4 protein-coding genes are annotated in these 26,194 nt (G+C 47.1%); all 4 read right to left on the minus strand.

Features of this window, described 5'->3' with window-relative positions; genetic code table 11:
- Positions 1-181: 181 nt before the first annotated feature.
- Positions 182-6,712: an InlB B-repeat-containing protein gene (locus ABIE27_RS20630; protein WP_429351380.1), complete on the minus strand. Its 6,531-nt coding sequence runs from the start codon at positions 6,710-6,712 to the stop codon at positions 182-184.
- Between the two features lie 1,168 nt (positions 6,713-7,880).
- On the minus strand, positions 7,881-11,618 hold the full coding sequence (locus ABIE27_RS20635; protein WP_123064870.1) for a type I polyketide synthase: 3,738 nt from the start codon (positions 11,616-11,618) through the stop codon (positions 7,881-7,883).
- A gap of 24 nt (positions 11,619-11,642) precedes the next feature.
- Positions 11,643-16,283, minus strand: a complete 4,641-nt coding sequence (locus ABIE27_RS20640; protein ID WP_123064869.1) for an SDR family NAD(P)-dependent oxidoreductase — start codon at positions 16,281-16,283, stop codon at positions 11,643-11,645.
- Between the two features lie 5 nt (positions 16,284-16,288).
- Complete coding sequence (locus tag ABIE27_RS20645) at positions 16,289-26,194, minus strand: hybrid non-ribosomal peptide synthetase/type I polyketide synthase (protein WP_123064868.1); 9,906 nt, start codon at positions 26,192-26,194, stop codon at positions 16,289-16,291.

The following is a 26,194-nucleotide window of genomic DNA, read 5'->3' on the forward strand; positions in this document are numbered from 1 at the left end:
ATGGGAATTTTTAATCACAGGAGTTTAAGGAAAACTAAAGAGGGGCGAAAGCCTCTCTTAGTTTTTTTCTCCTAATATATCTTAATGATTTATCATTACAATAATACGAAAAGCCGACTGCACTGAATTTCAGGGCAATCGACTTTTGAGCTAACCTTTAAAATTTCTGTCAAACTATTTATTAGAGTTCAGTCCACTTGGCGTATATGGTACGTGTAAGGTTTCCGTTTATGACCAATTGCTCGAAATCATAAGGAACGGTCAAACCTGAATTTTTGTACCATCCTTCGAATAAAAATCCTGGCTTTGTCGGAGGTTCAGGGACTTTGACTAGATTTTGGCTACCGAGAATCTGAGTCTCTACTGCTGAACCACCATTAGTCTCGAAATTCACCGTGTAAATCTTACTCCACATTGCAATCAAATTGAAGTTCCCTGTCACCGGTGTTGCGAAATCGTAAGGGATTTTAGTTGTAAAATCCTTAGTCCATCCGTAGATTATATTTCCTGGATTGGATGGAAGTTCAGAAGCGTCAGGTGCATGAGCCACATCGCCCTCTACCACGATCTTCCGAACCGGTGGAGTTGAGTCAATACCTGCAACGAACCCTATTGTAAACAGAGCCTTCCATTTTGCATACAACGTGATGTTTGACGTCACAGGGGTTTCGAAACCATAGGCAGTGGTCAACCCTTCATCGCTGTACCATCCGCCAAACACATAACCTTCTCGCACAGGTTCGACAGGGGTCGCAACTAAACTTCCTTCGACCACCGTCTTTGGATCGACTACTGGCGCCCCACCCTTAAGGTCGAAGTTTACTGTGAATAAAGGTGTCCATTTCGCATACAACGTAACGTTTGTCGTCACCGGCGATGCAAAATTGTAGGCATCCGTTAAACCTTCATTGCTATACCATCCACCGAATGCGTAGCCTGTCTGCGTTGGGGAGGCAGGTGTTGTGGCTTTAGCATTGTATTCAATTGTCTGACTGTTTACTGTTGACCCGCCTTTACTGTCGAAGCTCACTGTGAACATAGGTGCCCACTTCGCGTACAGCGTAATATGATTCAGCACCGGGCTACTAAAGTTGTATGCGTTCTTCAAATCAGTGTCACTATACCAGCCTTTAAATACGTAACCCTCCCTCGTTGGCGTTGAAGGTGTTTTTGCTGATTGATTATAATACACGGACTGACTGCTTACCTTAGTGCCGTTACTCATAAAGCTTACCTCATAGCTATTCGTTTGCCATGCCGTGTATAAATCATGATTTCGTGTGATCGGTGTTGTAAAATCAAATGGCTTGCTCCGTGTCTCTTTATCTCTCCAATACAGGAACGTATAGCCTTCTCTTGGTTTTGGTTCGAATGACTCTGCCACGCCACCTTCTTTCACCATCTGCTGTTGTAACAGTACTACACCCGTCTCGTAGAATCGCACTTGATACTCATATTTCTGAGCAATTGTCCATTTTGCATACAATGTGATATTGCCTTTTACAGTTTCGGTTGTGAAGTTATACCCTTTAGTCAGGCCTGTATCGCTAAACCAACCTGCGAACACATATCCCTCACGTGTTGGCGACTTAGGTGCCACAGGTTTAGTTCCTTCGTAAACCATCTGGTCAGAAGTCTCTGATCCGCCGTTACTGTCGAAGCTCATCGTAAAACTACGCATCCATTTCGCGTACAGCGTAATATTACTCGTCACTGGTGTTGCGAAATTGTAAGGCTTCGTCAACGCACTGTCACTGTACCAGCCTCCGAAGGTTTGATTATCTGGATTGGTTGGGGCTTGCGGTTCACTTGCCGTTGCGCCATAATCCAACATTTGATCAGGAACGTCCTCCTCTCCGCCATTACTATTGAAGCTGACGGTATATTGGTCGATGTCCCACTTCGCTGTATACTCGACATTCTGCGCAGGCATCGTTGCTTGTGGGGCGGGCGACCATCCTTTGAATTGATGGCCTTGCCAGATCGGATCACCAATATGGATTGAAGTCGTTGATCCATAGGGTACGTTGTCGACTACTTTTTTAGGTGTACTTTGATCTTTATAATCCATCGTTAGCTTATACATATTACGCTTGTAGTACACCCTTAGAACCGTTGTACCGTTGCCAGCAATGTTGGCTTCCAGCACAGTACCCGGGAACGTCGGGTCTACAGTGAATCCTTCGTAAGACTTGATTGATTCGACGGGAAGTACCGCCATTGTATCAGTTGTACCGTAATGCGTTTCCGTATCTGCAACGGTATACGTTGGTTGTCCAATATCTTGCTTCAGGTATACGACTTTGTAAGACATATCATCCTTGGCTGTCCATTTTGCCGTAAATGTCGTAGACTCTGTCGGCATCGTACTTGGCATATAAGGTGACCATCCTGCAAATTTATATCCCTGTCTTGATGGGACCCGAATTCGACTCACGATATTCGTATAGATCAAGTCGGTGATTTGCTTTTCTGAAGCACCCTCATAACCTAAGTTGAATGTCGCAGTCTTACTGATCGGTTTATAAAATACATTCAGAATCGTCGAACCGTCTCCCTTAATGGTACCTTGTGTCGTACCTTCCATATAACCACGATCTTTGTATCGGTCAGAGGTGATACGAACAAGTTCATTGGTTATGCCTGTCTGCATTTCCCAATCCGCAAGCGTAGGCGATTTACCAGCGTTTGGATCCATCAAATAATAATTAACTCTATATGGTGTATTCGTGTTCACAGTCCAATGCGCATACAGGTTAGATAAACCTGCAGGCATCCGCTTCGGAATGTCTACTTTGGTACCACCAATTCTAGCCGTATACCAGCCATCGAACGTATATCCCGGATATGCAGGGATTTTGTTTTTCACCGTAAGTACCGCATTAAAGGCGGCAGTTACGATCTCGGATGGTTCTCCATTCGATGGGTTGAATTCGATTGAAATGTCACCATCTTTATTCTTGATCCAGTTTAATGGAATGGTGCGCTTGATCGCATTAGGCTTGAATGATAGAGGTGCTGCCTTCCAAGTAATCACCAACATGCCTGTGCTCGACAGTTTCCTCCAGTCTTTCACACTAATCTGTTTCTTCTCCGGGTTATAGATGAAGTTATCGCCGCTTATTTGAATGTCGAAATGCGAAATATCAAATATTTCTTGGATGTCCATACCTGTTTTCAGATCGAAACCTTTCATCTTGAGCCATGACTCCGGCAAATCTATAATGCTGGCCCCGCCAGGCCCTCCCCTAAAGATCACACCAAGCTCATCATCCTGTGGATAGGCAAAGTCCTCAATGCTTTCTTGCATCCCCGCTGTATATAAAGGCCATGTATTCTCATACAGTGGAAGGCTATCTTCAAGCATCCCATCACCCAGTTGAGCACCTATTTCGACTTCTAAATAAATTCCAATCTCAATAAACAAGGCACCTAACGTTTTACTGCTCTGCACCCCGCTCACATTCTTCAACTGATAATAGAAGTAACCCCATAGATTGACGTATACTCCAGGTTCTACAGCTAACCCGATGCTATTCAAATCAACGCTGCCAATCCCTGCTTTGAGCTCCATATGAATACCGGCCCGCAAGCCTAGCGTGCCCATGACATAGAAGGTAAACTGGTAGTCGCCGTCGCCCGGCAAGCTTACCGTATTGCTCGTGCCGCTGAAACTTAATATGCGCAAAGTCACCGAGTAACGCTTGGCACTTTTATAATAGAAATCCGCTCCAATGGACAGATTCACTTGAGCGCTAACAACAAACTCCGCTTCAAATTTGACTTCGATGATTCCGTAAGCCACTCGCTTGCTTTTTTCAATGAGCGTCTTCTTAATTAGCGTTACCCATTCCGTTTCATCCTCCAGCATCTCTTGATACTGTTCCTTCAGCTTCTCCTCATCCATAGCATCTTTATCATCTACACCATTCATGATGACTTTGATCTCGGTTGCGATATCCCGTACTTGACTCAACTTACCGGAAGTCTTGGCATCCAACCAATTGTCTAATGCCGCTTCCAGCTTATCAACTTCAACAAAACCCATCTCTGCGGTAATATTAATGCCGGTATAGCTATAGGCATCGAGATTCGCGGTAATCACATAATCATCAATGCTGTACCAGTAAGGAATCCCCCACGCTGTCAGCCAATGCCCCTGCATATCGCCGTTAATGCCAAGATCCAGCGCCATCTCTTGAACGAAAGCACCCGTCATATGGATGACGAGATCATTCTCTTCATTAGCATCTACGACGATATCAGCACTCACTTGCAAGGTTGCGCTCACCCCGGAGCTCCGGCCGCTAATATGTTTCAACTGTGTGCCCAGCGACGCGACAACGTTTAGATTCTCCACCCTCATCCGACTACTTTTGCCCGAGGAGGACTGAGCTTTAATCTTCTGAATGCCTCTCAGTTCTTTCGTTTCCATTGCTAAATTAGATAAATAATCCGCGGCTTGATCAACGAATCCACTGGCAATCGCTTGCTGTTCGATCTGCTTTTCAAGTTTCTCAATTTGTTTGTCCGATAACAGATCTTCGCCGTCAATGGCCTGCTTCTGATAGATATTGAAGGCATTCTGGATATCTTCTAGCGTGACATCCTCATACGTGATAATATCCATCTCTGCCACAGGTTTAATTGATGTAATGCGCCCATAATGAGTAACCCCGGAACCTTCTGCGGCGAATTCACCTCTATAAAATCCGATAAAATCGCCCACATCGACTGTGGTCAGCTCGTTCAATCCAAACGGTTTATACAGGCTGTCGCTATAATTTATAGCAATGTGCTCAATCGTGATAGAGTTGTTGTTCGGATTACCATCTGTGTCCACCTCTATGCTAACTGGCAATACATCTGGTCTGAACACCACTTGATCGGCATTGGCTCGTCCGTAAGTATAGGTCGTTCCATTCACCGCTGTAATTTGAATATAGGCCACATCCCCATTATCTGCATCAGTCGTATCGACTGTACGCAAATCCGGTCGAAGCCCTTGGTAAATTGCAACGGTATTACCTACTTGAATTTTGGTAATGCCGTCATACTTAAACGTACCTCCGCTTGCACTCGCTTTCCCAAGCGAATTCCTGCTACCGCCTACTGTTGTAGTGATCACTGGAATTGCGGGTGAACCCACCTCCGCACCGTTCAGCATCATATCCGTGACCTCTTGGAAATCCAGATAGATCATATTCGCATTAAGCGGAACGTTCATGGCTTTTTGCTTGGCAACGCTAAACACATAAATGCTTGTGGTTTTATCTTGGTCCTGGAAGGACAGGTTCTCATCCGTCAACGTCAGCTGATACGTGTTACCTTCAACAAACTTGCCGTCTTCAGCAGCGGAAGCGACGGTGAAAAGACCATTCCCTCCCGTGACTTTAACTCCTGCAAAATCCGGATTCGCCGTGTCCACGAACGTCAATCCAGCTTGGACATCCGTTGCTGACAAACTGCCCGAAGCATCCTGTAGCGTGAGAGTGAAGTCTGGCTTGACATTCAAGACAGAGTAACTCGGTGTGCGCTGTACAGCATTTTCCACGCTATCTGTATATTTTGCATACAATTTGGTATCGGCAGTTACCGTGCTTCCTTCCGCAAAGATGGACGAAAGATCACTTTCGGTAAACCAGCCTTGGAAGATGTATCCGTCCTTGATCGGAACAGGCAGGTTAGTTAGCTTTTCGTTACTGCGGACCGTCTGCGCTTTAACTGCCGTACCTCCGTTGCTATCGAAAGTAAGTGTATATGTCTTATTATCGGTACCGCCGTTTCCTCCAGGCGTTTCACCACCATTGTTGCCTCCTGGTGTTCCACCGCCGTTATTATCTCCAGGAGTTCCTCCACCTCCTCCTCCATTACCGCCATTGTTCCCTCCAGGGCTTGGCGTTGGATTCGGACTTGGCGTCACCGTAGGTGTTGGTTGTGGAGTCGGTGTTACAGTCGGCGTTGGTGTCGGGGTGACCGTCGATGGATTCTGATTTTTCCACGCCTCCACAACCGCATTGTTCCGCATGAAAAGAACTGCCGCTTCCGCCCGAGACGCTTGCACGCGCGGGTTAAAGTTGCCTTTTTCGTCACCTGTGAACACGCCCGCTTGCCACAGCTTCACAACTGCTTCCGCTGCCCAAGGTGAAATGTTAGCGAGATCGGCAGGTTTTGTCGTGATTGGATTGCCTGTCTGATAAGGAATCTTTTCGTTTTCCAAATACCGCAGCGTCATTGTTGCCATTTGTTCTCGGGATACGGTGGCATCGGGCGAGTATTTACCTCCGCCCGTACCATCGGTAATCCCTTTCTGCACTGCCCATTCAATATATGGCGCATACCAACTACCCACCTGAACATCGGCAAAGCTCGAAGTAGAATACGCCCCTCTCTCTACCCCAGCCATCCGTCCAAGTGCTGTAACGTACATGGCACGTGTCATTGTGCCTTTAGGCGAGAAGGTGCTGGCGGTTGTACCGCTAAATATGCCCTTCTCCTGTACCTGGATGATTGCATCGTAGAACCAGTCTGTTGGGCTCACATCCTGGAATCCACTGGTTTTAGTTATGGGTGTCTGCTGCATCGGCAGCTCAGCTGCTGCTGCCGACTGCGCCGGCAATACAGGAAACGCAGTCATGACCAAACTAATGACCAGCAACCACACTAGCATCCACCAGCTTAACTTCCACCCCTGTTTTTTTACTTTCTTCACTTTCATTCATCCCTTCTATGTATAGATCAAACTAAAAACACATCAAATAACATTAAAACGAAGCCCATCCTTGAAATAGAGTAGTGGATCGCAGGCGAAGCGACATGAGCAACTATAATGTTTCGGAAGAAAACTAGCTTCGCAGGCCTCCACTTCTTTCATTTGAATCCTCTAAGAGTCCCTCCATCGCAAACTTGCAATATTCTACCGCTGTCTAACCGCTCTTTGACCAAGCAGCCCAAAATGTCAAATCGAAGTGCAAACCAGTGACCCAGATGCGGGCCACTGATTTCCTGCGATCCACATGTGCTTGGATGCGGGGATCAAGCGGGGATAACTTGTACATAACATGGCATTGTCCAAGCTGGGGCTTTCATCACGTTCGGGGTATCAGTATCCATTCGAGTACCCGTGCTGAGGGGCTTTCGGTTACTTGAAGATACGGGCATCCCTCTAGCTCCACTTGAAACCACAGGAACGGCGGGAGTCCTTGCATATTGCGGGTGGAGTGCTTCCAAGCGAGTCAGCATGGCTTCCCTGAAGCTACTAACTCTATGGATTGAAGTTGTTAAGTTACCTTTCTTATCCGTCGAATGGTAACCCCGACACTGGCGAATCATGTCGTTTTTTCTTCCGTATTTTAGCATGCGAAATGGGAGCTTTTGTGGATTGTAAAGAAAACTTTAAGTTCGACAGGGATTAACGAAGCGTATAAAATAACCGGATTTATGGATAGTTATATCGTGGGGGGAGCTCCAGTTAGGATGGATAAACTGCTTTTAAAATGGGGGAAGTATATGAAAATAAAAAAAATAGCGGCTTAAGGGAGGTAAGTCCCTAAGCCGCTATTTTTTAGTGATTTCTGTATTCAGGTTTCAATTTCACCGTGATAATTCGTTCAGAGTTGTTTTTTTTTGCGTGCTATTCAGATTTTAAAGTGTTTTCTCGCTTTATTGATTCTTGAGTCAATTTCAATGGGCTAACTTGCCTTTTCGATTTACAATAGATTCAAACAGGAATTCTCTTTTATAAAAAAACTTAATTGTAATTCGAATGTGTAGATCATTTCTCTTGCAACAATATAACTGTAATTATTGACGGCTTGCTCAGACTCAAAATTGCAAATCAATTTATGAATATCCTCGTTATTTATCTACAGCGAGCTACTTCAGGCTAACTCATCCTTCGCCAGCAACCGGCTGTTTTTACTACTTAAAATAGCAACAAACTTCTCGAATGTACTGTGTTCTTCAATGTTCAATCCATCCAACATATATCCCAGTTCCTCTAATTCGGCTTCCAGCTTTATTGCCAATAGAGAATGACCACCTAATTCAAAAAAGTCATCCGTAAGTTTAATGCAATTTGTCTCAAAAAGGAGCCCCCAAACCTGTGCGACCTCCCTTTCTAGATCAGAGTAGGTCCCGTCCATTCGGCCTTCTAACCTTACCTCAATGGCATTGTTCTGGGTCTGAGGCTTCATCTCATCTATAAAACGAGGATTTAGACTTCCGATGCCCACTGTTGTAAAATCAGCCCCCAGCACGCTCTCAAAAAGGCTAATCGCAGTCTTCGTATTGATATCATTGAAAATATTGCTTTCACTAAACCCGTACTTAACGGCCATGCCCGTTTCCTTCCATGCCGGCCAATTCAGTGTTAACGTATTCTTCTCTAGCCTCTTGCGATAATATGCATATGCATCCATATAACTGTTGGCTGCAGTGTAATCACCCTGACCCCCATGACCGTGGTAAGTCATCGCTGAAGAAAACATAATGAAGAAATCAAGCGGGTCTTTCGCTGTCAATTGGTCAAGCAGCCATGTCCCTTGAATTTTGGGAAGTAACACTTCATTGAAAGCATCCTTGCTTTTGCGAATGATCAAGCCCTGGCTCGCCACACCTGCCGCATGGATAATCCCATTTATTCTGCCATACGTGCTCCTTAATTCCGCCAAGGCTATGCTTAGACCATCCGCATCGGAGATGTCCGCTTGAAGAATATGCACATGTCCACCTATTTTTTCAATCTCCTGCAGCATGATTAACTTTGAAATGATAGGATCTTCTTCATTTTCTTCAATGATATCTCTCCACAAATTTTTCTCGGGAAAAGGCTTCCGGCTCAACAGGGCGATATTGACCTTGGCCTTCGAGGCGAAGTATTTGGCAAACTCCAATCCCAATCCACCTGTTCCACCGGTTATTACATAAACGCCGTCTTCTTTGAGACTAATCGATACTTCTTTCGGTTCAGGGAGCGGCACTTGGTCGTAGGTACCCTTATATCGCACTCCCTCGCGATATGCAATAATTTCAGACTCCTGAACCAGAATTTCGTCATGGAGTTGTTCCACAGTGAATGTGTCATCGATATCGAGCGTACGGCACGTTACTTCCGGATATTCTTTAACAACGACTTTACCTAAACCGCTTAGTGCAGCATGAGTAGGTTTTAGCAGGGTCTCCCGGCCTGTTACTTGATTCACATGGTCCGTCACAAGCATGAGATCGATCGGGAGACGACCCCGGATCGCTTTCATCGCTCTCACAATATGAAATAAGCTGTTTACTCCCCTTGCAAGCTTCGCGTTTAATTGCCCTACGTCCGATGGATTACCCGCACCGTCCATACTGCATAGGTGAATAATCCGATTCACAACCGGCAGTTCGGCGAATAACCGTTCATAGTCTTCTTGGGAACCCGAGATCGCATACTGGTCTTCTTCCATACGTCGGTAAGCCGAATCCAATCTGACCGCGACTGTCTGTTTACCCTCTTTTCTAAGGTGCTCCACGATTTGTTTCGAGAGATCTGTTTCGCCTTGAATGACCAACGTTACTCTATCTGCCTCGTTGCTGTTCATGCCTTTGCTTGCTACTGATGGAATCCACTTCATTTCAAATGCACACTCGTTAGGGACAGTGGGTTCAGCCATCACCATTTCGGGTCGATGATTTGTCGTAAATACCTCAGCCCAATACCGTTTTCGGTTGAAAGCGTACACAGGAATACTTACCCGTCTTCGTTGCTTATCAGAATATAAAGAAGCCCAATCTACCTGCGCGCCCCGCACGTACAATTGGCATAATTCGCTTATATCCTTTAACGGTTCGCTCCGCTGCCCTGGCTGTCTTAGCAAAGCTATTCTATGATCAGTCTCTTGTTTAAGATTCATTCCATCACTCGGTTCGGTCACTCCATAATAGATCCCCCGCTCAGCATCCCCCTTCAAACCAAATCGTCCAATTTCTATTATTTTCCTTGAAAAATCTTCTTCACTTTCAACACTGAATGCTAATCTATGCGAATAATGCCCTCTTCCCACATTCGCTGTATAGCATAAATCTTGAATCGAACAAGCGATTCCCCGTTGAACCATTCCGACGTATCTATCTACTAGCTCCCTTAGAGAAGACTCGTTCTGGGTGGACAATGTGAATATTTCCGGTTGCCATTGCTCGACAGCGGTTTGCTGCAGTTCAGGAGCCTCCTCTAGAACGATATGACAGTTGGTACCGCTAAATCCAAATGAACTGATTCCTGCCCTTCTAGGCTTACCGTCACTCTCCCATGGCATGAGCTTGTCATTCACATATAGCGGAGAGTCCGTAAAATGGATGTATGGATTGGGCTGATCGAAATTGATGGATGCAGGGATGTTCTTATGACGCAGTGCTTGCACGACCTTTGTAACCCCGGCTAGACCTGAAGCTGCAACCGTGTGTCCGATATTAGACTTTACTGAACCGATCGCACAAAATTGTTTCTTATCTGTAAATCTCTTCATGGCGTTGAAGATTGCTTTAGTCTCAATAGGATCTCCTATTAATGTTCCCGTGCCATGGGCTTCAATATAGGAGATCGTTTCCGGGTTGATCTTTGCATTTTTCCAAGCAGAGATCAGCAGTTCTTCTTGTGCTTCCGGGCTCGGTGCAGTTATTCCATTCGATGCTCCATCATTGTTGGACACGCTAGTGAGAATGACGGCTTGAATATTATCCCTGTCAGCCAATGCCTTTCGTAACGGCTTTAACACCACAGCCCCTACCCCTTCGCTGAGTACGGTGCCTGTAGCTTTTTTGTCAAAGGTCCTGACGATGCTGTCTTGTGACGTAATCATGCTGAACATACCATCGCCCTTTACCGGAAAATAGATGAGATTGACGCCACCTGCGATAGCGGTGTCGCATCTTCTGTCTCTTAAGGCGCTGCAAGCTTCATGAATGGCGACCAAGCCAGACGAACAAGCGGTATCGACGACAACCGAAGGGCCTTTCAAGTTAAAAACGTAAGAGATCCTACTGGATAAAATGCCGGTATAGGACCCCGTAAGGTGCAATAAATCCGGTTCAGCCATTAACTTATAGAAAGGGATATCTGTATGGTCACGCCCGATAAATACTCCCGTATTGGATCCATGTAGACTCTCTCCCCCATAACCCGCATCCTCAAGCGCTTCATATGTGGATTCCAGCAATAGTCGTTGGTGAGGCTCCATACAGCGTGCTTCCTTGGCTGAAATAGAGAAAAACTCTGCATCGAACAGGTCGATTCTGTCCAAAAATCCTCCAGGCCCATATGCATCATTTACATTCATTCCTTCAGTAAGAACCGCTTTATACAGGGCTAAGCTCAATACATTGTTTTGGAGTACATTGTTGATGTCCTCCCGTCTATGGGCGGGGAAGGAGGACACGCAGTCCTCCCCATTTGTCAACTTCCCCCAAAAACTTTCGATATTTTCGCTCCTCGGAAACCTGCCTGACATACCGATAATCGCGATGTGTTCCTCCCCTGCATCAGACAATATCTGCAACTCCTCCAACATCTGCTTTGCAAGGTCGGGGGATAGATTTCGGTTTGCAACTTGTTCATAAATATACCTCTGCGTATTTCGCATCTGGCTGCTCCTCTCAGTGAGTCTCTACTTCTTGTCTCCAACGATGGCTTCCATCTCATCGATGCTGATCTCTCCAGACGCTAGCCGCTGCAATGCCCATTCCAGCAGATCTTCGCGGACGGGCGCTTCTACCGGCTTCGAGCCTTCCATATTTGCTCGAATGCATGCACCAAGCTCGGCTGGTGTCGTATACGTAAATATGTCAGCGATATCGATCTTGCCCTCGTACTTTTCGTCCAAAGCCCTATAGAGATGGGTTGCTACAATTGAATCTCCTCCAAGAGCAAAGAAACTATCGTAAACATCCACCGACTCCAGACCTAATACTTCTGCGAACGTTTCCACAATGGTTTGTTCGATTCTTTCAATATCGTCTTGCGGATGATTAACGCGATCCGCTTCCTTGGCTGCTGGCTGCCCAGCCGTTTGCCCGGCGGCCATCGTATTTATGGCCAGCATCTGGAATGCTTCCTGATTGATCCTACCTGGCATAACGTTCGTATAATTGGTTCCAATAATCACGTCCAGGTATTCCAAAGCTTCCTCTGTCGTCAGCGCATCCATGATTCCGTCTATATTGGACACAGCTCCTTTATCAACCGCCATGCCAATTTCTTTCCACGCAGGCCATTGGATGGCCACTGCTTTCATGCCTTTTCGAGCAAATCGGTACGCTGCCGCATCCATATAAGCATTAGCAGCTGCATAATCGCTTTGACCAAACCCGCCGATTAATGCATTAATCGAAGAGTACCCAATCACAAATTCCGTTTCGCTTGCATCTATTAATTGTTCCAGTACCCATGTTCCGTGCACCTTCGCTCGAATGACTTCCTTAAATTGGCCGAAGTCCTTCGTAAGAAGTAATCCATCTCCGGCTACGCCAGCACTATGGACTACGCCACGAATGCAACCGTATTTTTCCCTTAGACGAATCATCGTACGTTCCATACTAACTATATCGGCCACATCCGCCTCAAGTACCTCGACTTTTGCGCCCATGCGCTCCAATTTCAGCACTTGCTCAATACGATCTCGAGTCTTATCGCCGAGACCTTTATCACGCAGAATATGCTCCCACTCAGATCGTTGCGGCAAGCCTGACCTGGCAATCAGTGCAATCGCGATGTCGGGTTTACGACGCACGAAATGTTCTGCAAGCTTCAATCCCAACGATCCAAGCCCGCCCGTGATAAGATAGGCGCCGTCTTGCTGTAACTCATACGGCTGGCTTACTATCCCGTTTACCGGAACCTGCGTTGCCGTAACTTTATATCTGCGTCCTTGCCGATAGGCAATTTGATATTCCGTTTCGGCGCTCATCATTTCGGCTAGAACAAACTCGAACGCGGATTCCTCATCCATGTCGACGCCCCGGAAGGTCAAGTTGGGATATTCCTGTGCGATGACCTTTCCCATGGCCAATAGGGCTGCATGGTTAGGATGGATGCATGGCTCTTCCCCGGTGACCTCGTTGGCATACTGCGTTACTACGAAGAGCTCCGTTGGCCCTTTAAGTCTGTTTTCTAATATTCCTTTTGTAATATGGAATAAATGGTAAACCCCGAAATCTAATTGATCCTCAAGTTGCCCGACATCAGCCGCGTCATTCGTTAACCCTAAGGAAGCTAGATGAATAATCCGGTTAACCCGCTGACCGTGTAGTTGCTTGAAGACCATGCTGCAGTCGCGATCGCCGACGATCTCTCTAAACACACCGCCAGATGCAATTAACCGATCTGCCAGTTCGCGTTCGCGTGCTCCCTCCCCGCGAATGATGACAGATAATCCCGTAGTCGATCCAGCAGGCGTATCTTGCAAAAGCGCCGGTTGCCATCCGAGAACGGTGAGCATCTTCGTGTTTTTCCTGTCGGCACGGCCTTCTGCCAAATGGACTTTGCGGATCGAATATTGTTCAATCTCAAAGATCACTTGACCAGATTGATCCATCAACGTGATATCGAAAGAAATCGTGTCTTGCACGGATTTACTGTCTATGATTCGAATATGGCTATAGACAAGCCCCGGCAGTTTCGGCCCCATAAAGGTCATCCGCTTATATGAGAAGGGAAGATGAAGGCCGTCGAAATGATCAATAACTGCATTTACTGCGCAATCAAGCAGAGAGGGGTGCATATGATATAATGCCAGATCCTCTTTGAAATGGTCAGGCAACTCGAGTTTTGCTATCACTTCCTGCTCCGTGAGCGCAATTTCGCGTAAACAGAACCATCTTGGACCGCGCTCGATCTGGCTCTGCCCTTGATCATCGCCAACGATCTCCATCGGTGCCCCGAATTTCTCAATCATTGTGAAGATGTCCCGTCGCTCAGGTTTATGAATGGAAGCACTCACTTTACCTTGCGCATAGAGGATGCTAGGATGATCACCGGGATCGGAAACTACAAACTCGAACCCGTTCTTATTCTTGTTCATCGTTATTTTGACAGTAGCTGATTCTCCAGGCTCCAAAGCGACAGGTTGCATGAAGATAACATCTCTGAAATCGATTGCGCCTTCTAGGCCGCACTTTCGCGACGCCTCGGTGACAATTTCGAGATATGCCGTGCCCGGGAGCACGAACCTCCCGTTGATTTTGTGCTCGTTCAATACCCACTCTTTCTCTGGGAACAGTTCCGCGAAGCATACAACCCCTCCGTCTTCCCTCGCTTCCGAGCGGCTGATGATCGGATGAGTTCTGTGATTCGTAGATGCGTCTTCATGATCGCTGAGCCAGCATCTTCGATTCCTAAAAGGATAATAAGGCAAACTCACTTTACGTGTCTTGACACCGCGGTAGAGCTTTTCCCAGTCAACGGATGCCCCCTCGACATACAAACTGCACAACTGGTTCAAGGCATGCTTATTCTTGGTCAATCCGCTATTCGATAGATCATCCAATAATTCGTCGGCTTGGCGTGTGAATTCATCAGCTTGTGATTGCGTAATCTCAGAGGGTTTGATCACGCGATTACCTAAACTGTCTGGGATAACTTTATGCTCGCCCTCAAAATACAATTTTCGGAAGGAGGCTGATTCAGCATCCCTCGAAAGAAGCTCTAGCTGTTGAAGAAGTTCCGATTTGGCTTCGAAAGGAATCGCAACGCGGTTCGTATGATGCCCTCTTCCCGTATTAAGCGTGTAACACATGTCGGAGAGCGAAGCATCCGCGTTTCGTTCAATCCATGCCTTGTATCGCTCCGCCAATTGAATGATACTACTGCGATTAAGGGCGGATAACGTCAATATTTGGGGCATTACCACCTCTTGCCTGTCATCTGTCCTCACGGGAGCCTCTTCCAGAACGATGTGGCAATTGGTTCCGCTTAATCCGAAAGCGCTTACGCCACATCGAAGCGGTCCATCCGACTTCCAATCCCGAAGCTGATCGTTGACGTATACAGGGGAATCTTCAAAAGCGATGCCCCGATTCGGCTTCTGAAAATGCAATGTGGGGACGATTTTCCTATGTTTCAGACTCAATACGCATTTCATGAACCCCGCGATGCCCGCTGCATTGTCTAAATGCCCAATATTGCTCTTAAGCGAACCGATCGCGCAGAATTGCTTGGACTTGGTGAACGCTTGAAAGGCCTGCGTGATTGCACGAATCTCGATCGGATCGCCCAATCTCGTACCTGTCCCGTGTGCTTCGATGTACGTTATCGTTTCCGGAGTAACGTCTGCATCTCTCCACGCCCTAGTAATTACCTCCTGTTGGGCGTTAGGATTAGGCGCTGTGATGCCGACGGAGCTCCCGTCCTGATTAACCGCACTGCCTTTAATGACAGCATAGATGTGGTCTCCGTCATGCACCGCTTGTTGGAGAGGCTTCAGAATCACAGCCGCGGCACCTTCCCCGAAGCCCGTTCCGTCCGATGAATCGTCGAATGTTCGGGCGATGCCGTCGGAAGACGCAATCCCGATCTGGTCCTCATCCTTCTCGTTACTTAACGGAAGAAGGTTAAGCTTGATGCCTCCAGCCAGTGCAATTTCGCAATCGCCTGCCCTAAGCGCTTGACATGCCAAATGAATTGCGACAAGCGAAGACGAGCAGGCCGTGTCTACGACCATGCTCGCCCCCCGCAAATTAAGAAAATAAGAAATCCGGCTGGCAATAATCGATTTAATGTTACCAGGTGTCGACAACCCGGCAAGAGAAGGTGCTACTTCCTTCACATATTGTTTATACTCTTGCACGAAGTCGCTGCTGTACCCGACATAAACCCCTGCATTGCTACCTGATAGTTTATTCCCTCCATATCCCGCATCTTCGAAGGCTTCGTAAGCAGTTTCTAGAAAGATCCTTTGATTCGGATCCATGACACTGCTTTCCTTAGGCGATAAGGAGAAAAACTCGCAATCGAATGTGTCCACTCTGTCCAAAAAGGAACCGTTCGCATAGTCATTTCCATCCTCCGTCATGCCTAAGCGCGATAATAGCGGGTCAGTATCGTTCCTTCTAGTCTGTAAAAAAGGTCTAGTGCAATCTACACCAGCCTGTAAATTATTCCAAAATGCATGAACGTCCCGGGCATCCGGGAACCTTCCCGCAATCCCGATTACCGCTATATCCTTCGTCTCAATAGCCGTCTCCTCAACACGAAGATTTTCAGGCTTCTCCAATAGATTCTTATCACCCATGCGAAATAAATCGTTTCTCAAGCTCTTCACTCCTTATGCATACCATTAGCATCATGTTGTAACATAAAGTTTAAGATATTAATAAAAGCATACAACAGACCTTCCGGGTTTTCCGTCATTGGGGATGAATCCCTGTACCTATATTTAATTCTTGCTGACTCTCCATCCACATCGACATGGAAATGTATAAACTTGTTCACACCCGTATCTCCCAAATGGCTTGCCGTAGAGAAATAGGGAATGCGATTATTGGATTCCTGCGCGAAGGCTGCCATCTGAACCGGATTCATGCAGCTGTTTCGAACGCGTACGAACAATTCTTCCTGACTAGTCATATCGCTGAGGTCAAGCTCTACGGGTATAGGGCTCTGATTCGGATGCAAGCCTGCAAGGACAATGACTTTATCCTCTGTTGCGAACTCCGCATACGAGTAGATAAAGATCGACAGCAGCAGCTCTTGTACGGAAAGTCCATTCCTTGCCGCCGGTTGAGCTAGCCGATCCCAATTCACCTCTGAAAGTGTGATATCTGTCACCATTGGCCCTTCCTCTTGACCGTCTAACTCCGCAACAGCTTGTGCAAGTCCCTGTTGGATAAATTGCGATATTTCAGCGACGGTTGGATAAGCGAACAGATCAGCCACTCGAATCAGGTCAGGGTACTTTCCATCCAATTGGATCTGGATTTGGACAACGAGAAAGGAATCACCACCGATGTGGAATAAATTTTCGCTCACGCCTAGTTTCTGTAACCCCAACACTTCTTTGCATACCGCAGCAACATCCTCCTGAATTGCTGTAATCGGCGGAACATGGGATAACTCGGATGCCATTAGCTTCTCCGTCGGTTGTTCTATGTGCCTTACGGCCGGTAAGTTCGGGTGTGAACGACTGGTTTCCATGCGACTTGGTCCTCCAATTTCAGATAAAGTTGCGTTCGGATGGCCCAGGAGTCGTTTAATCATTCTGATGTAATCATCACCTATGTTGCGAATCGTATCTTCCGAGAACAGTCTCGTACAGTATTGCAACTCAACGCTTAGTTCCGAATCGATTTCCGTCACTTGCAATGTAAGGTCAAACTTAGAAACGTTTACCTTCGGTTCGACAGGCGAAATGCGCAAATTTCCAATCTGATATTCGGATTGCGATTTCTGTTGCATAGCGAAGACGGTGTCGAATATAGGGTTTCGGCTTAAATCTCGCTCAAGATGCAGTTTCTCGATAAGCATCTCAAACGGATAACTTTGGTTGTCGAGCGCTTCCACGGTGTTCAGCCTGATTTCATTTAGAAAATCTATGAATAGCATTTCTTTTCGAACCGTATGGCGCAAAGGAAGCATATTGATGAAGACCCCGACGGTGCTCTCAATTTCCGAGAGCGTTCTCCCCGAGACTGGCGTACCTATGACGATATCCTCTACACTCGAATGGTTATGCAAGAGCACATAATAGAGCGCAAGGAGTGTCATAAATACCGTTGCCCCCTGCTCCTCCGCCAATCGTTTCAGCCGCTCGGTAGAACGAGCATCCACGTAGAAAACAATGGTATTTCCTTCAAAGCTTTGGACAGACGGTCGCGGATAATCTGCAGGCAAATTCATCATCGGCACAGGCCGTTCGAATCGGCTTAACCAATACTGCTCCTGCTTACGAAACGCTTCAGATTTCATCCAATTTGCCTGCCAAACGGAATAATCACTGTATTGGATCACCGAATTTATGACCTCTTCTTGGTGGTACAGCCTGAAGAGTTCTTTCATCATGATGGCTACGGACAATCCATCGGCGATCAAGTGATGCATATCGAAGAGCACGAATGCGTTGCGATCATCAATGATTCCGACTTTCATACGGAACAAGGGCGCATTCGCAATATCGAACGGTTGAATAAACTCGGAAATGACCCGCGAGATTTCATCCTTCTCCATCATGGATACTTCTACATCAGGAAGAATATCAGACGCGATGAGCTGCACCACTGTCCCATTGCGGATGCCAAACGATGTGCGAAGGACCGAATGCCTCTCCATCAGCTTTCCAAAAGCGGATACGATGCGACTTGGTTCCAACGGTCCGCGGATGGAGAAGACTGCGGGAATGTTGTAAGAGACCGAATTACGTTCCAAATGATGCAGCACATACAGTCTTTTTTGCCCTGAAGTAAGCGGATAATAAGGCATATCCCCAGATCGCTCGATGGATCGAGAAGCAACCTGATGCTCCTTCTCTATGACATTGGCCAGCCTCTGGACTGTCGGGTTCTGAAACAATTCGCTGAGCCTCATATCCACATGAAATTCTTTGTTGACTCTCGCAATCATCATTCCTGCGTTCAGGGAGTGTCCGCCGTGTTCGAAGAAATTCGCATCCGGAGCGACGGCGTCCAGGTCCAGTACGCTACGCCATATGCTCATCAACCTTCTTTCCGTTTCACTGAGAGCGGACGGCGTCGGTTCGTCGTGCTTGGATACTTCCGCCAGTAAGGCCTTGCGGTCAATCTTTCCGTTCGGCGTCATCGGGAGACAATCCAAAGCCACAAACTTGGAGGGGATCATATACTCCGGCAATCCCTTCGCCAGCTCTTGGCGAACTTGCGGAGCGCCTAAATTCTCATCCGAGACGATATAAGCGCAAAGGAACATATGGCCGGATCGGTCTTGCCTCGTAACGACGGCCGCTTCTCTTATCGAAGTTACCTCTAAGAGCGCTGACTCGATTTCTCCGATTTCGATACGATATCCTCTTATCTTTACTTGGTTGTCATTTCGTCCCAAATGCTGAAGTTCACCGTTAATCGACCATTTAGCTAGATCTCCGGTTTTGTACAGTTTCGTACCTGGCTCAAACGGGTTATTAACAAATTTCATCTCCGTCAGCTCCGGCTTGTTCCGGTATCCCCTCGCGACGCCAGTTCCTCCGATACATAACTCTCCGACAAACCCTGGAGGCAGCAACTGACCGTCTTCACTCAGAATATAGATCGATGTATTGGAGATCGGTTTTCCGATTGATATGGCTGTACTTTCGGTTAGATCCTTCATGGTGGACCATATTGTCGTTTCCGTCGGTCCGTACATGTTATAAATTTTCGCTGCGGTCAGCGTTTTCAACTGCTTCAATACTATCTCCGGGAAGGGCTCTCCGCCGATCAAGATTTCAGATACATGCTTCAGGCAAGCGGTATGCCCCGAACGCAGAAGCAAGGCCATGCGGGACGGAGTCATTTGAAGCATATCCACACCCTGCTTTCCTATCTCGTCGGCAAGCAGTTTGGGATCCAGTTGCACTTCCTCGCTCGCCATTACGATCTTCATGCCGCGTGTCAAAGGCAACACCAACTCTAGGAAACTGATGTCGAATGACACTGTAGTGAGAGCCAAAATTGACTTACCTGTCAAAAAGTCTATCTGGTCGGTCATGCCGTAAATAAAATTGACCGCGGACAGATGCTCAATCATTACGCCCTTCGGTTTGCCCGTGGAGCCCGAAGTGTAGATGATATATGCAAGATCATTAGGCATGGAGGAATATGCCAAAACCCCATTCCGGTCGGCATCCTCTCCATGCCATGTATCGATATTGCAAACGATGCACCCCTCCGGTAAACTTACATCCAATGAAGACTGCGTCACGATGAACCTCGCGCCGCTGTCTTCCAGAATATACTCGACCCGGTCTCTAGGATAATTCACGTCGATAGGCAAATATGCTGCTCCCGATTTAAGAATGCCCAGAATAGCAACCACCGCTTCTGTGGTTCTACCCATAGCCAATGCAACCAGATCCCCCCGACCTGCTCCGTTCCGCTTTAACCAGAGCGCCAATTGGTCGGATCGCTCCTCAAGCTCCCCGTAAGTAAGGGATTGTTCTCCGTTAACGACCGCTACAAGGTCGGGTGTACGAAGCGCTTGTTCATGTACAAGCTGATGCACGGTTTTCCCGTTAGGAAATGCTGCCTTCGTATCGTTAAAATCCTCTCTCAACTTTTTCATAAGGGTGGCGGGAACATATTGGATGTCCCTCATGTTAACGTCCGGGTCACGCAAAATCTCTTCAATGAGGTGTGCGAACATACTTACCAGCTGAATAACGCTCTCCCGATGGAATAAATCGGAATTATATTCTACTCTCGCTTCGATCTGTCCGTCCGAGTCTTTGCATAACAAGCTCAAGTCATACTGACTATACCTTTCATTCGGTTGCGGAATGTGATCATAATATTGAAACATGGTTGTAAAGATTGGACTTCGACTTACATCGCGCTCCGGATTGACTTTGGTAACCAATCGTTCAAATGGATATCTGCCATGCTTGTAAGCCTGTAAGCTTTGTTGCTTTACGTGTTCGACTAACGATTTGAAGGGTTGGTTATCGCTGAATTTGATTCTGATGCACAGGACGTTCATAAACAACCCAATGACATGCTCAAAATCGCTTCCTGTTCTTCCGGCTGACGGACATCCTATGATGATATCTGAATCCCCGCTAATCTTGTTAAGGAATATGCCGTACAAAGACAACATCAGCATATATGGGGTTACATTGCATGATGCGGCAAGTTGCTTCAAGGATTCCGTTTGTTCTTGGTCGAACGTATGAAGCAAATACCCACCATTATAAGTCTTTACAGGCGGCCTCGAGTAATCTATCGGCAGGTTTAGCATAGGCAACGGCTTGGCTATCTGCTGTTGCCAGTAGACTTCTGACTCTTGGAATTCCGAACTATTTAGCCACTGGTTCTGTACACGAATCCAATCGGCATATTGATAAGCCGGGTCCTGCAAGCGAAGCGGTTTCGATTCCCTTAGCGAGTCATAAACGTTTAGCAATTCGTTGAATAGCAGGTTGCTGCTCCATCCGTCCGTAATTAAATGATGCACGTTAAAAAATAAATGATAGCTGGTATCTTCAAGCTTAAATAAGGTTACCTGGAATAGGGTACCGAACAGATCCATAGGCTTGGAGCATTGCTGTTCCACCATCTCCAATTCAGATTCCTTAGGGTTCGATCGGTCGGACAAATCAATGAATTCGAATACTTCGCCGACATCCAAAGCGAAATATTGCCATGGCTCCCCATCCTTCTCTACAAATCGCGTACGCAAGGCATCATGCCGGTGCACACATATGTTCAAAGCTTCCTTAAATCGCTCAACGTTCATCTCGTTCTGAATCGGAATATTGGTGAACAATTGGTATGCGGTCATTTCTGGATCAAACTTTTGTAAGAACCATATGCGTTGTTGTGCTAATGACAGCTCAAATAACACCTCATTCGCGTTGTCACCCGCAACGGGATGTTGGTGTTCGCTCGTTTGTTTATGGTCGAGATATTTTGCTAATTCATGGACGGAAGGGTATTCGAACAAATCGACGATATCCACTGTGATCCGACAATGCTTTGTAATATCGTTAACAATCCGGAGCGCTAAAATAGAATCCCCACCAAGCGCGTAAAAGTTGTCATGCACATTAATGGTGGACGTGCCCAATGCTTGACCCCACACATTCGCTACGATTCTTTCCATATCGGTGTAATGCACATCCGGCTTCCCTTCAAGCTCCGTTTGCTTCCAACCTAACAAATTGTTGCTCTTCACGGCTGCGCTTACCGTTTCCTTGTGCGTTAAGGATGCGATAACCTCGTTCGTTACTCGAATCGAATTGGAGGATTGAAGGATCGACAAGCTCTCGGGCCGCAATGTCCCCGCAATGACCCTTCCTGCTTTCAAGCTAAGAGATTTTGCAAAATACGCAAGTCCTTCTTGGGTCGTCAATGTATGGAATATACCATCCTGACTTCCACCAAACCGTTTCGCCATTCCCACTTCGGACCACGCTGCCCAGTTGATGGCATAGGTGTTTCCGCATATACGGTTTCGATAAGCCTCAAAAGCATCAAGAAACCGATTAGCCGCGGTATAATCCCCTTGTCCTGCCGCACCAATAATCGACGTTACAGACGAGAACATGACGAAGAAATCAAGTTCTTCTTGACGAGTGAGTTCATGAAGAATCCATGTGCCATAAACTTTAGCATTCAACGCTTCGTGGTATTCCTCTTCGTCCCGTATGACTGCAAAACCATTTCCTGCGACACCGGCGGTATGCACGATTCCTCGAAGGGGGCCGTGTTCTGACTGCAAATTTCGCAAGACCTCTCTCATTTGCTGCTCATCCGCAACATCTGCCGCGCAATAGACGATTGTCTTACCGAGACGATCGAATTGATCAAGGATCTCCATTTTTCTTGCCCGCTCGACCTCATCGGCTGTACGGGCTTCGTTTGTTTCCCTCGACGGGATCGTCCGGCTTAGAAGCACAATTGCAGCTTGGCTTCGATCAGACAAATATTGAGCAATCTCTAGTCCGATACTTCCAAACCCACCCGTTATGAGGTAATATCCTTCATCCCGGATCAATACTTCGTCGGTGATGCTAGCAGATTGTTCCATTGTATCGAAATACTCCGCATATTTTTTTCCTTCGCGGAAAGCAACGAGATAAGGCGTTTCGATCCCGCTTAACGCTTCCCTCGCGATTTGTTCGACATCCGTATGATGATCAATATCAATTCCTCTGCAGTGAATGTTGGGATGCTCTTCGCAGATAACCCTGCCCAATCCTAACAACGTAGCGCCACCAGGCATTAGAACGGATTCCGTGCCCGTTACTTCATGAACATAGTCGGATATGAGCACAAGGTCAATTTCCTCTCGGATTCCTCCGTTAACCAGAGCTTTAGTCAAGCGGTACAAGCCCGTGAACCCTATTTCTTGCTTGTGGCGGAGGCTAGCCAGCGAGTCATTTTCGTCTGCGTTGCCGATTGTTGCCATATAAATAATTCGGCGGACTTTGCATTCCTTGACCCATCGAACGACGTGATCAAATCCTTCGACATCTGCAGGCAGTATATAGTTGCGCGCATCGGTCTCTTCGTAGCGGTCTCCGAGAACGGCCGTAATGACGCATCCCCCCAGCTTTTGAATGGCGTCAGCCGCATCATCCGATACCACACCTTCGCCCTTTAGAATAAGCGTTGTCTCATCGGGCTGCATTACAATCGGGGAGTGACGAGTGTGCTCTTCCCTCCATTCCATGCGATAGAAGGATGGCGCTGACCGATTCATGTCCATCTGCTTGCGGTCTTGACCCTGGACGCGTTTCGTAGTGAAGCCCTCGATTGCGACCAAGATATGCCCATCAGGATTGCAAATCGTTACATCGTACCTGCGGACATCCCGATTGTCTGGATTGGCCTGCACGATTCTGCTTATGCAACGGTCTGGCAGTGAACCGATAATGGAGACTTTCTTATAGAACAGGGGAATAAAATTCCCATCCTGTCTATTGAAATCCGATGTCGCCATATCTAACAGCGCTGGATGCAACGCAAATTCCTCTATATCCTTCCGGTATTCCTCTGGCAATTGAAGCGAGACGACAGCTTCCTTCTCCATCCGATGGACATGCTGAATGTTATTCCACCGGGGACCAAATTGAATCAGACCATTCTCCGGTACGATAGGATTCGGTTCACTTTCGCGAATCGTTTGTACCATTGTCTGCAGATTACCTGTATGTTTGTCCGATGTTGCCTCAATGGAATGGTCAAAGAACAGCTCGCCAACCGCATGTACGCTCCATGGCGACTCGACTGCAGGGCCATCGTTAAGCTTGCTGGCGATCCTAAAGGTATAGTTACTACCTTCTCTTCGCACCAACGTGTGGACACATTTATTTTCATCAGCCTCTACCGATAACGGGATGAGGATTTGTACATTTTCCATCCTTGTTACAGGATATCGCAAGCTTCGCTTTCCAGCTTGTAGTGCCATTTCCAGATAAGCCGTACCGGGTATTATGCACGTGCCAGCCACGCGGTGTTCGCTCAGTATCCAGTGAGCATCAACCGACATCGAAGTCTCATATATCCATTGATCTTCCGTTTCAGCCAACAATTCACCGATTAAAGAAGAGCCTATTGCAAGTTTCGATCCCCTGCCGGATGAATAAACTTGAGATTCGATCGGTACCCAAAACTTGATAGACTCGAACGCATAGGTCGGCAACCGTACAATTTTTGCCTCGTCCGCATGATACAGCAACGACCAATCGATATCCGCACCAAGGCAATATTTATGGCACAGGGCATACAAGACTGTTCGTTCTCGATTATTTCCACCGCTACCGGACAGAAGCGCAGTTGCTTCCGCGCTCAGAATGCGCTGCTCATCCTCCGTAATTTCCCCTACCGACTTGATTTCTTTATTGAACACGAGTTTGAATGAACCGTAAAGTCGTCCTTCCCTGTTCCCCCAATCGGCACGCTGCATAAATTCTCGCAACGAATGAAGCAGATCCTCGACACTCTCCACGACTAATGCTAAACGGTAGTTGAAGTGGCCGCGCCCTCTGCTTGCCGTATAGCAAATATCAGAAATTCGCAATGTCGGATTATTCGTTAGATGCGCGATATACTTTTCGACAGTACCTCGCAAGGAATTCAGCGATTTTGCAGAAAGCGGGAACACATGCATCTGATGGTGGGATTCGCCCTCTTCTTCGGCACGAATCGGCGCCTCTTCCAGTACGACATGGCAATTCGTCCCGCTAAATCCGAAAGAACTTACCCCGCATATGCGAGGATTCTCCCCAGTCTGCCAGTCTCTCAATTGGTCGTTTACGAAAACCGGAGAACTCACAAAGTTGATATAAGGATTAGGGCTTCCGAAGAACAGTGAAGGTGGCAGTTTCTTATTGATAAGGCATAATGCCATCTTGATGACGGAAACGATTCCCGAAGCGCCGTTGGAATGACCGATATTGGTCTTAGCGGAGCCTATTGCACAGAATTGCTGTTTATCCGTATGCTTCCGCATCGCTTGCGTGATTCCTTTAATTTCAATCGGGTCACCAAGCTTAGTTCCCGTACCGTGAGCTTCCAGGTAACTGATCGATTCTGGTGACACGCCAGCGACTTCCCATGCACGCAACAACAATTGAGCCTGAGCTTCGGCGCTCGGTGCGGTAATTCCATTGGATGCACCGTCATTATTCACCGCGCTTCCCTTTATCACCGAATAGATAAAATGATTCTTCTTCAACGCCTCTTCCAGCGGCATTACACATACGGAAGCGATTCCTTCGCTCCAGACGGTTCCGTCCGCGTCTTTGTCAAAGGTTCTGATCTGGCCGCCGGCAGAGTCCACTACGCCATCACCTGCAGGGTTCAGGAATAAACTGACTCCGCCAACCAATGCTGAATCGCATTCTCCGCTGCGAATATATTGGCATGCTGTATGCAGGGCTACCAGACTGGAAGAACAGGCACAGTCAATGACCATGCTCGGTCCATGCAGATCGAGAATATAAGAAATTCGGCTTGCCAAAATTCCCGTGCTTGCCCCAGTCTGCACGAGTGGGTTGTCCTCCGTAATTAACCGCGAATATTCGGGATAATCCGTACTTTCCATGCCGACGAATACGCCGATCGACTGATTCCTAGGATGCATCCCCGCATCTTCCAATGCCTCCCAAGCGGATTGTAAAAATAACCGTTGGCTCGGATCCATTAACTCTGCTTCTTTGGCAGAAATCCTGAAGAATGCCGGGTCGAACCCAGCAATATCGTCCACATAACCGCCGACCCGGAATGGATCGGCTTGATTCAAGACAGCGATGTCTTGAATTCTGGAGTTAGGGAACATTCCCACCATGTTCTCCTCATGACACAGCCGCTCCCAGAACTGATCAGGATTTTTGATACCCGGAAGTTTGCAGGAAATTCCGACAATCGCAAGCGGTTTTCCTGCCGACTCTTCGTTCAGCCTTTTTGTCTTCAGTTCTTGAAGCATCGCTTTGGCTTGCTGTTTGGACAATTGCTTCTCTGAGACCTGAGATAAGATGTACTTCTCTATTTGTTTCAT

Source organism: Paenibacillus sp. 4624 (genome assembly GCF_050435065.1).
Lineage (GTDB): Bacteria > Bacillota > Bacilli > Paenibacillales > Paenibacillaceae > Paenibacillus > Paenibacillus amylolyticus_D.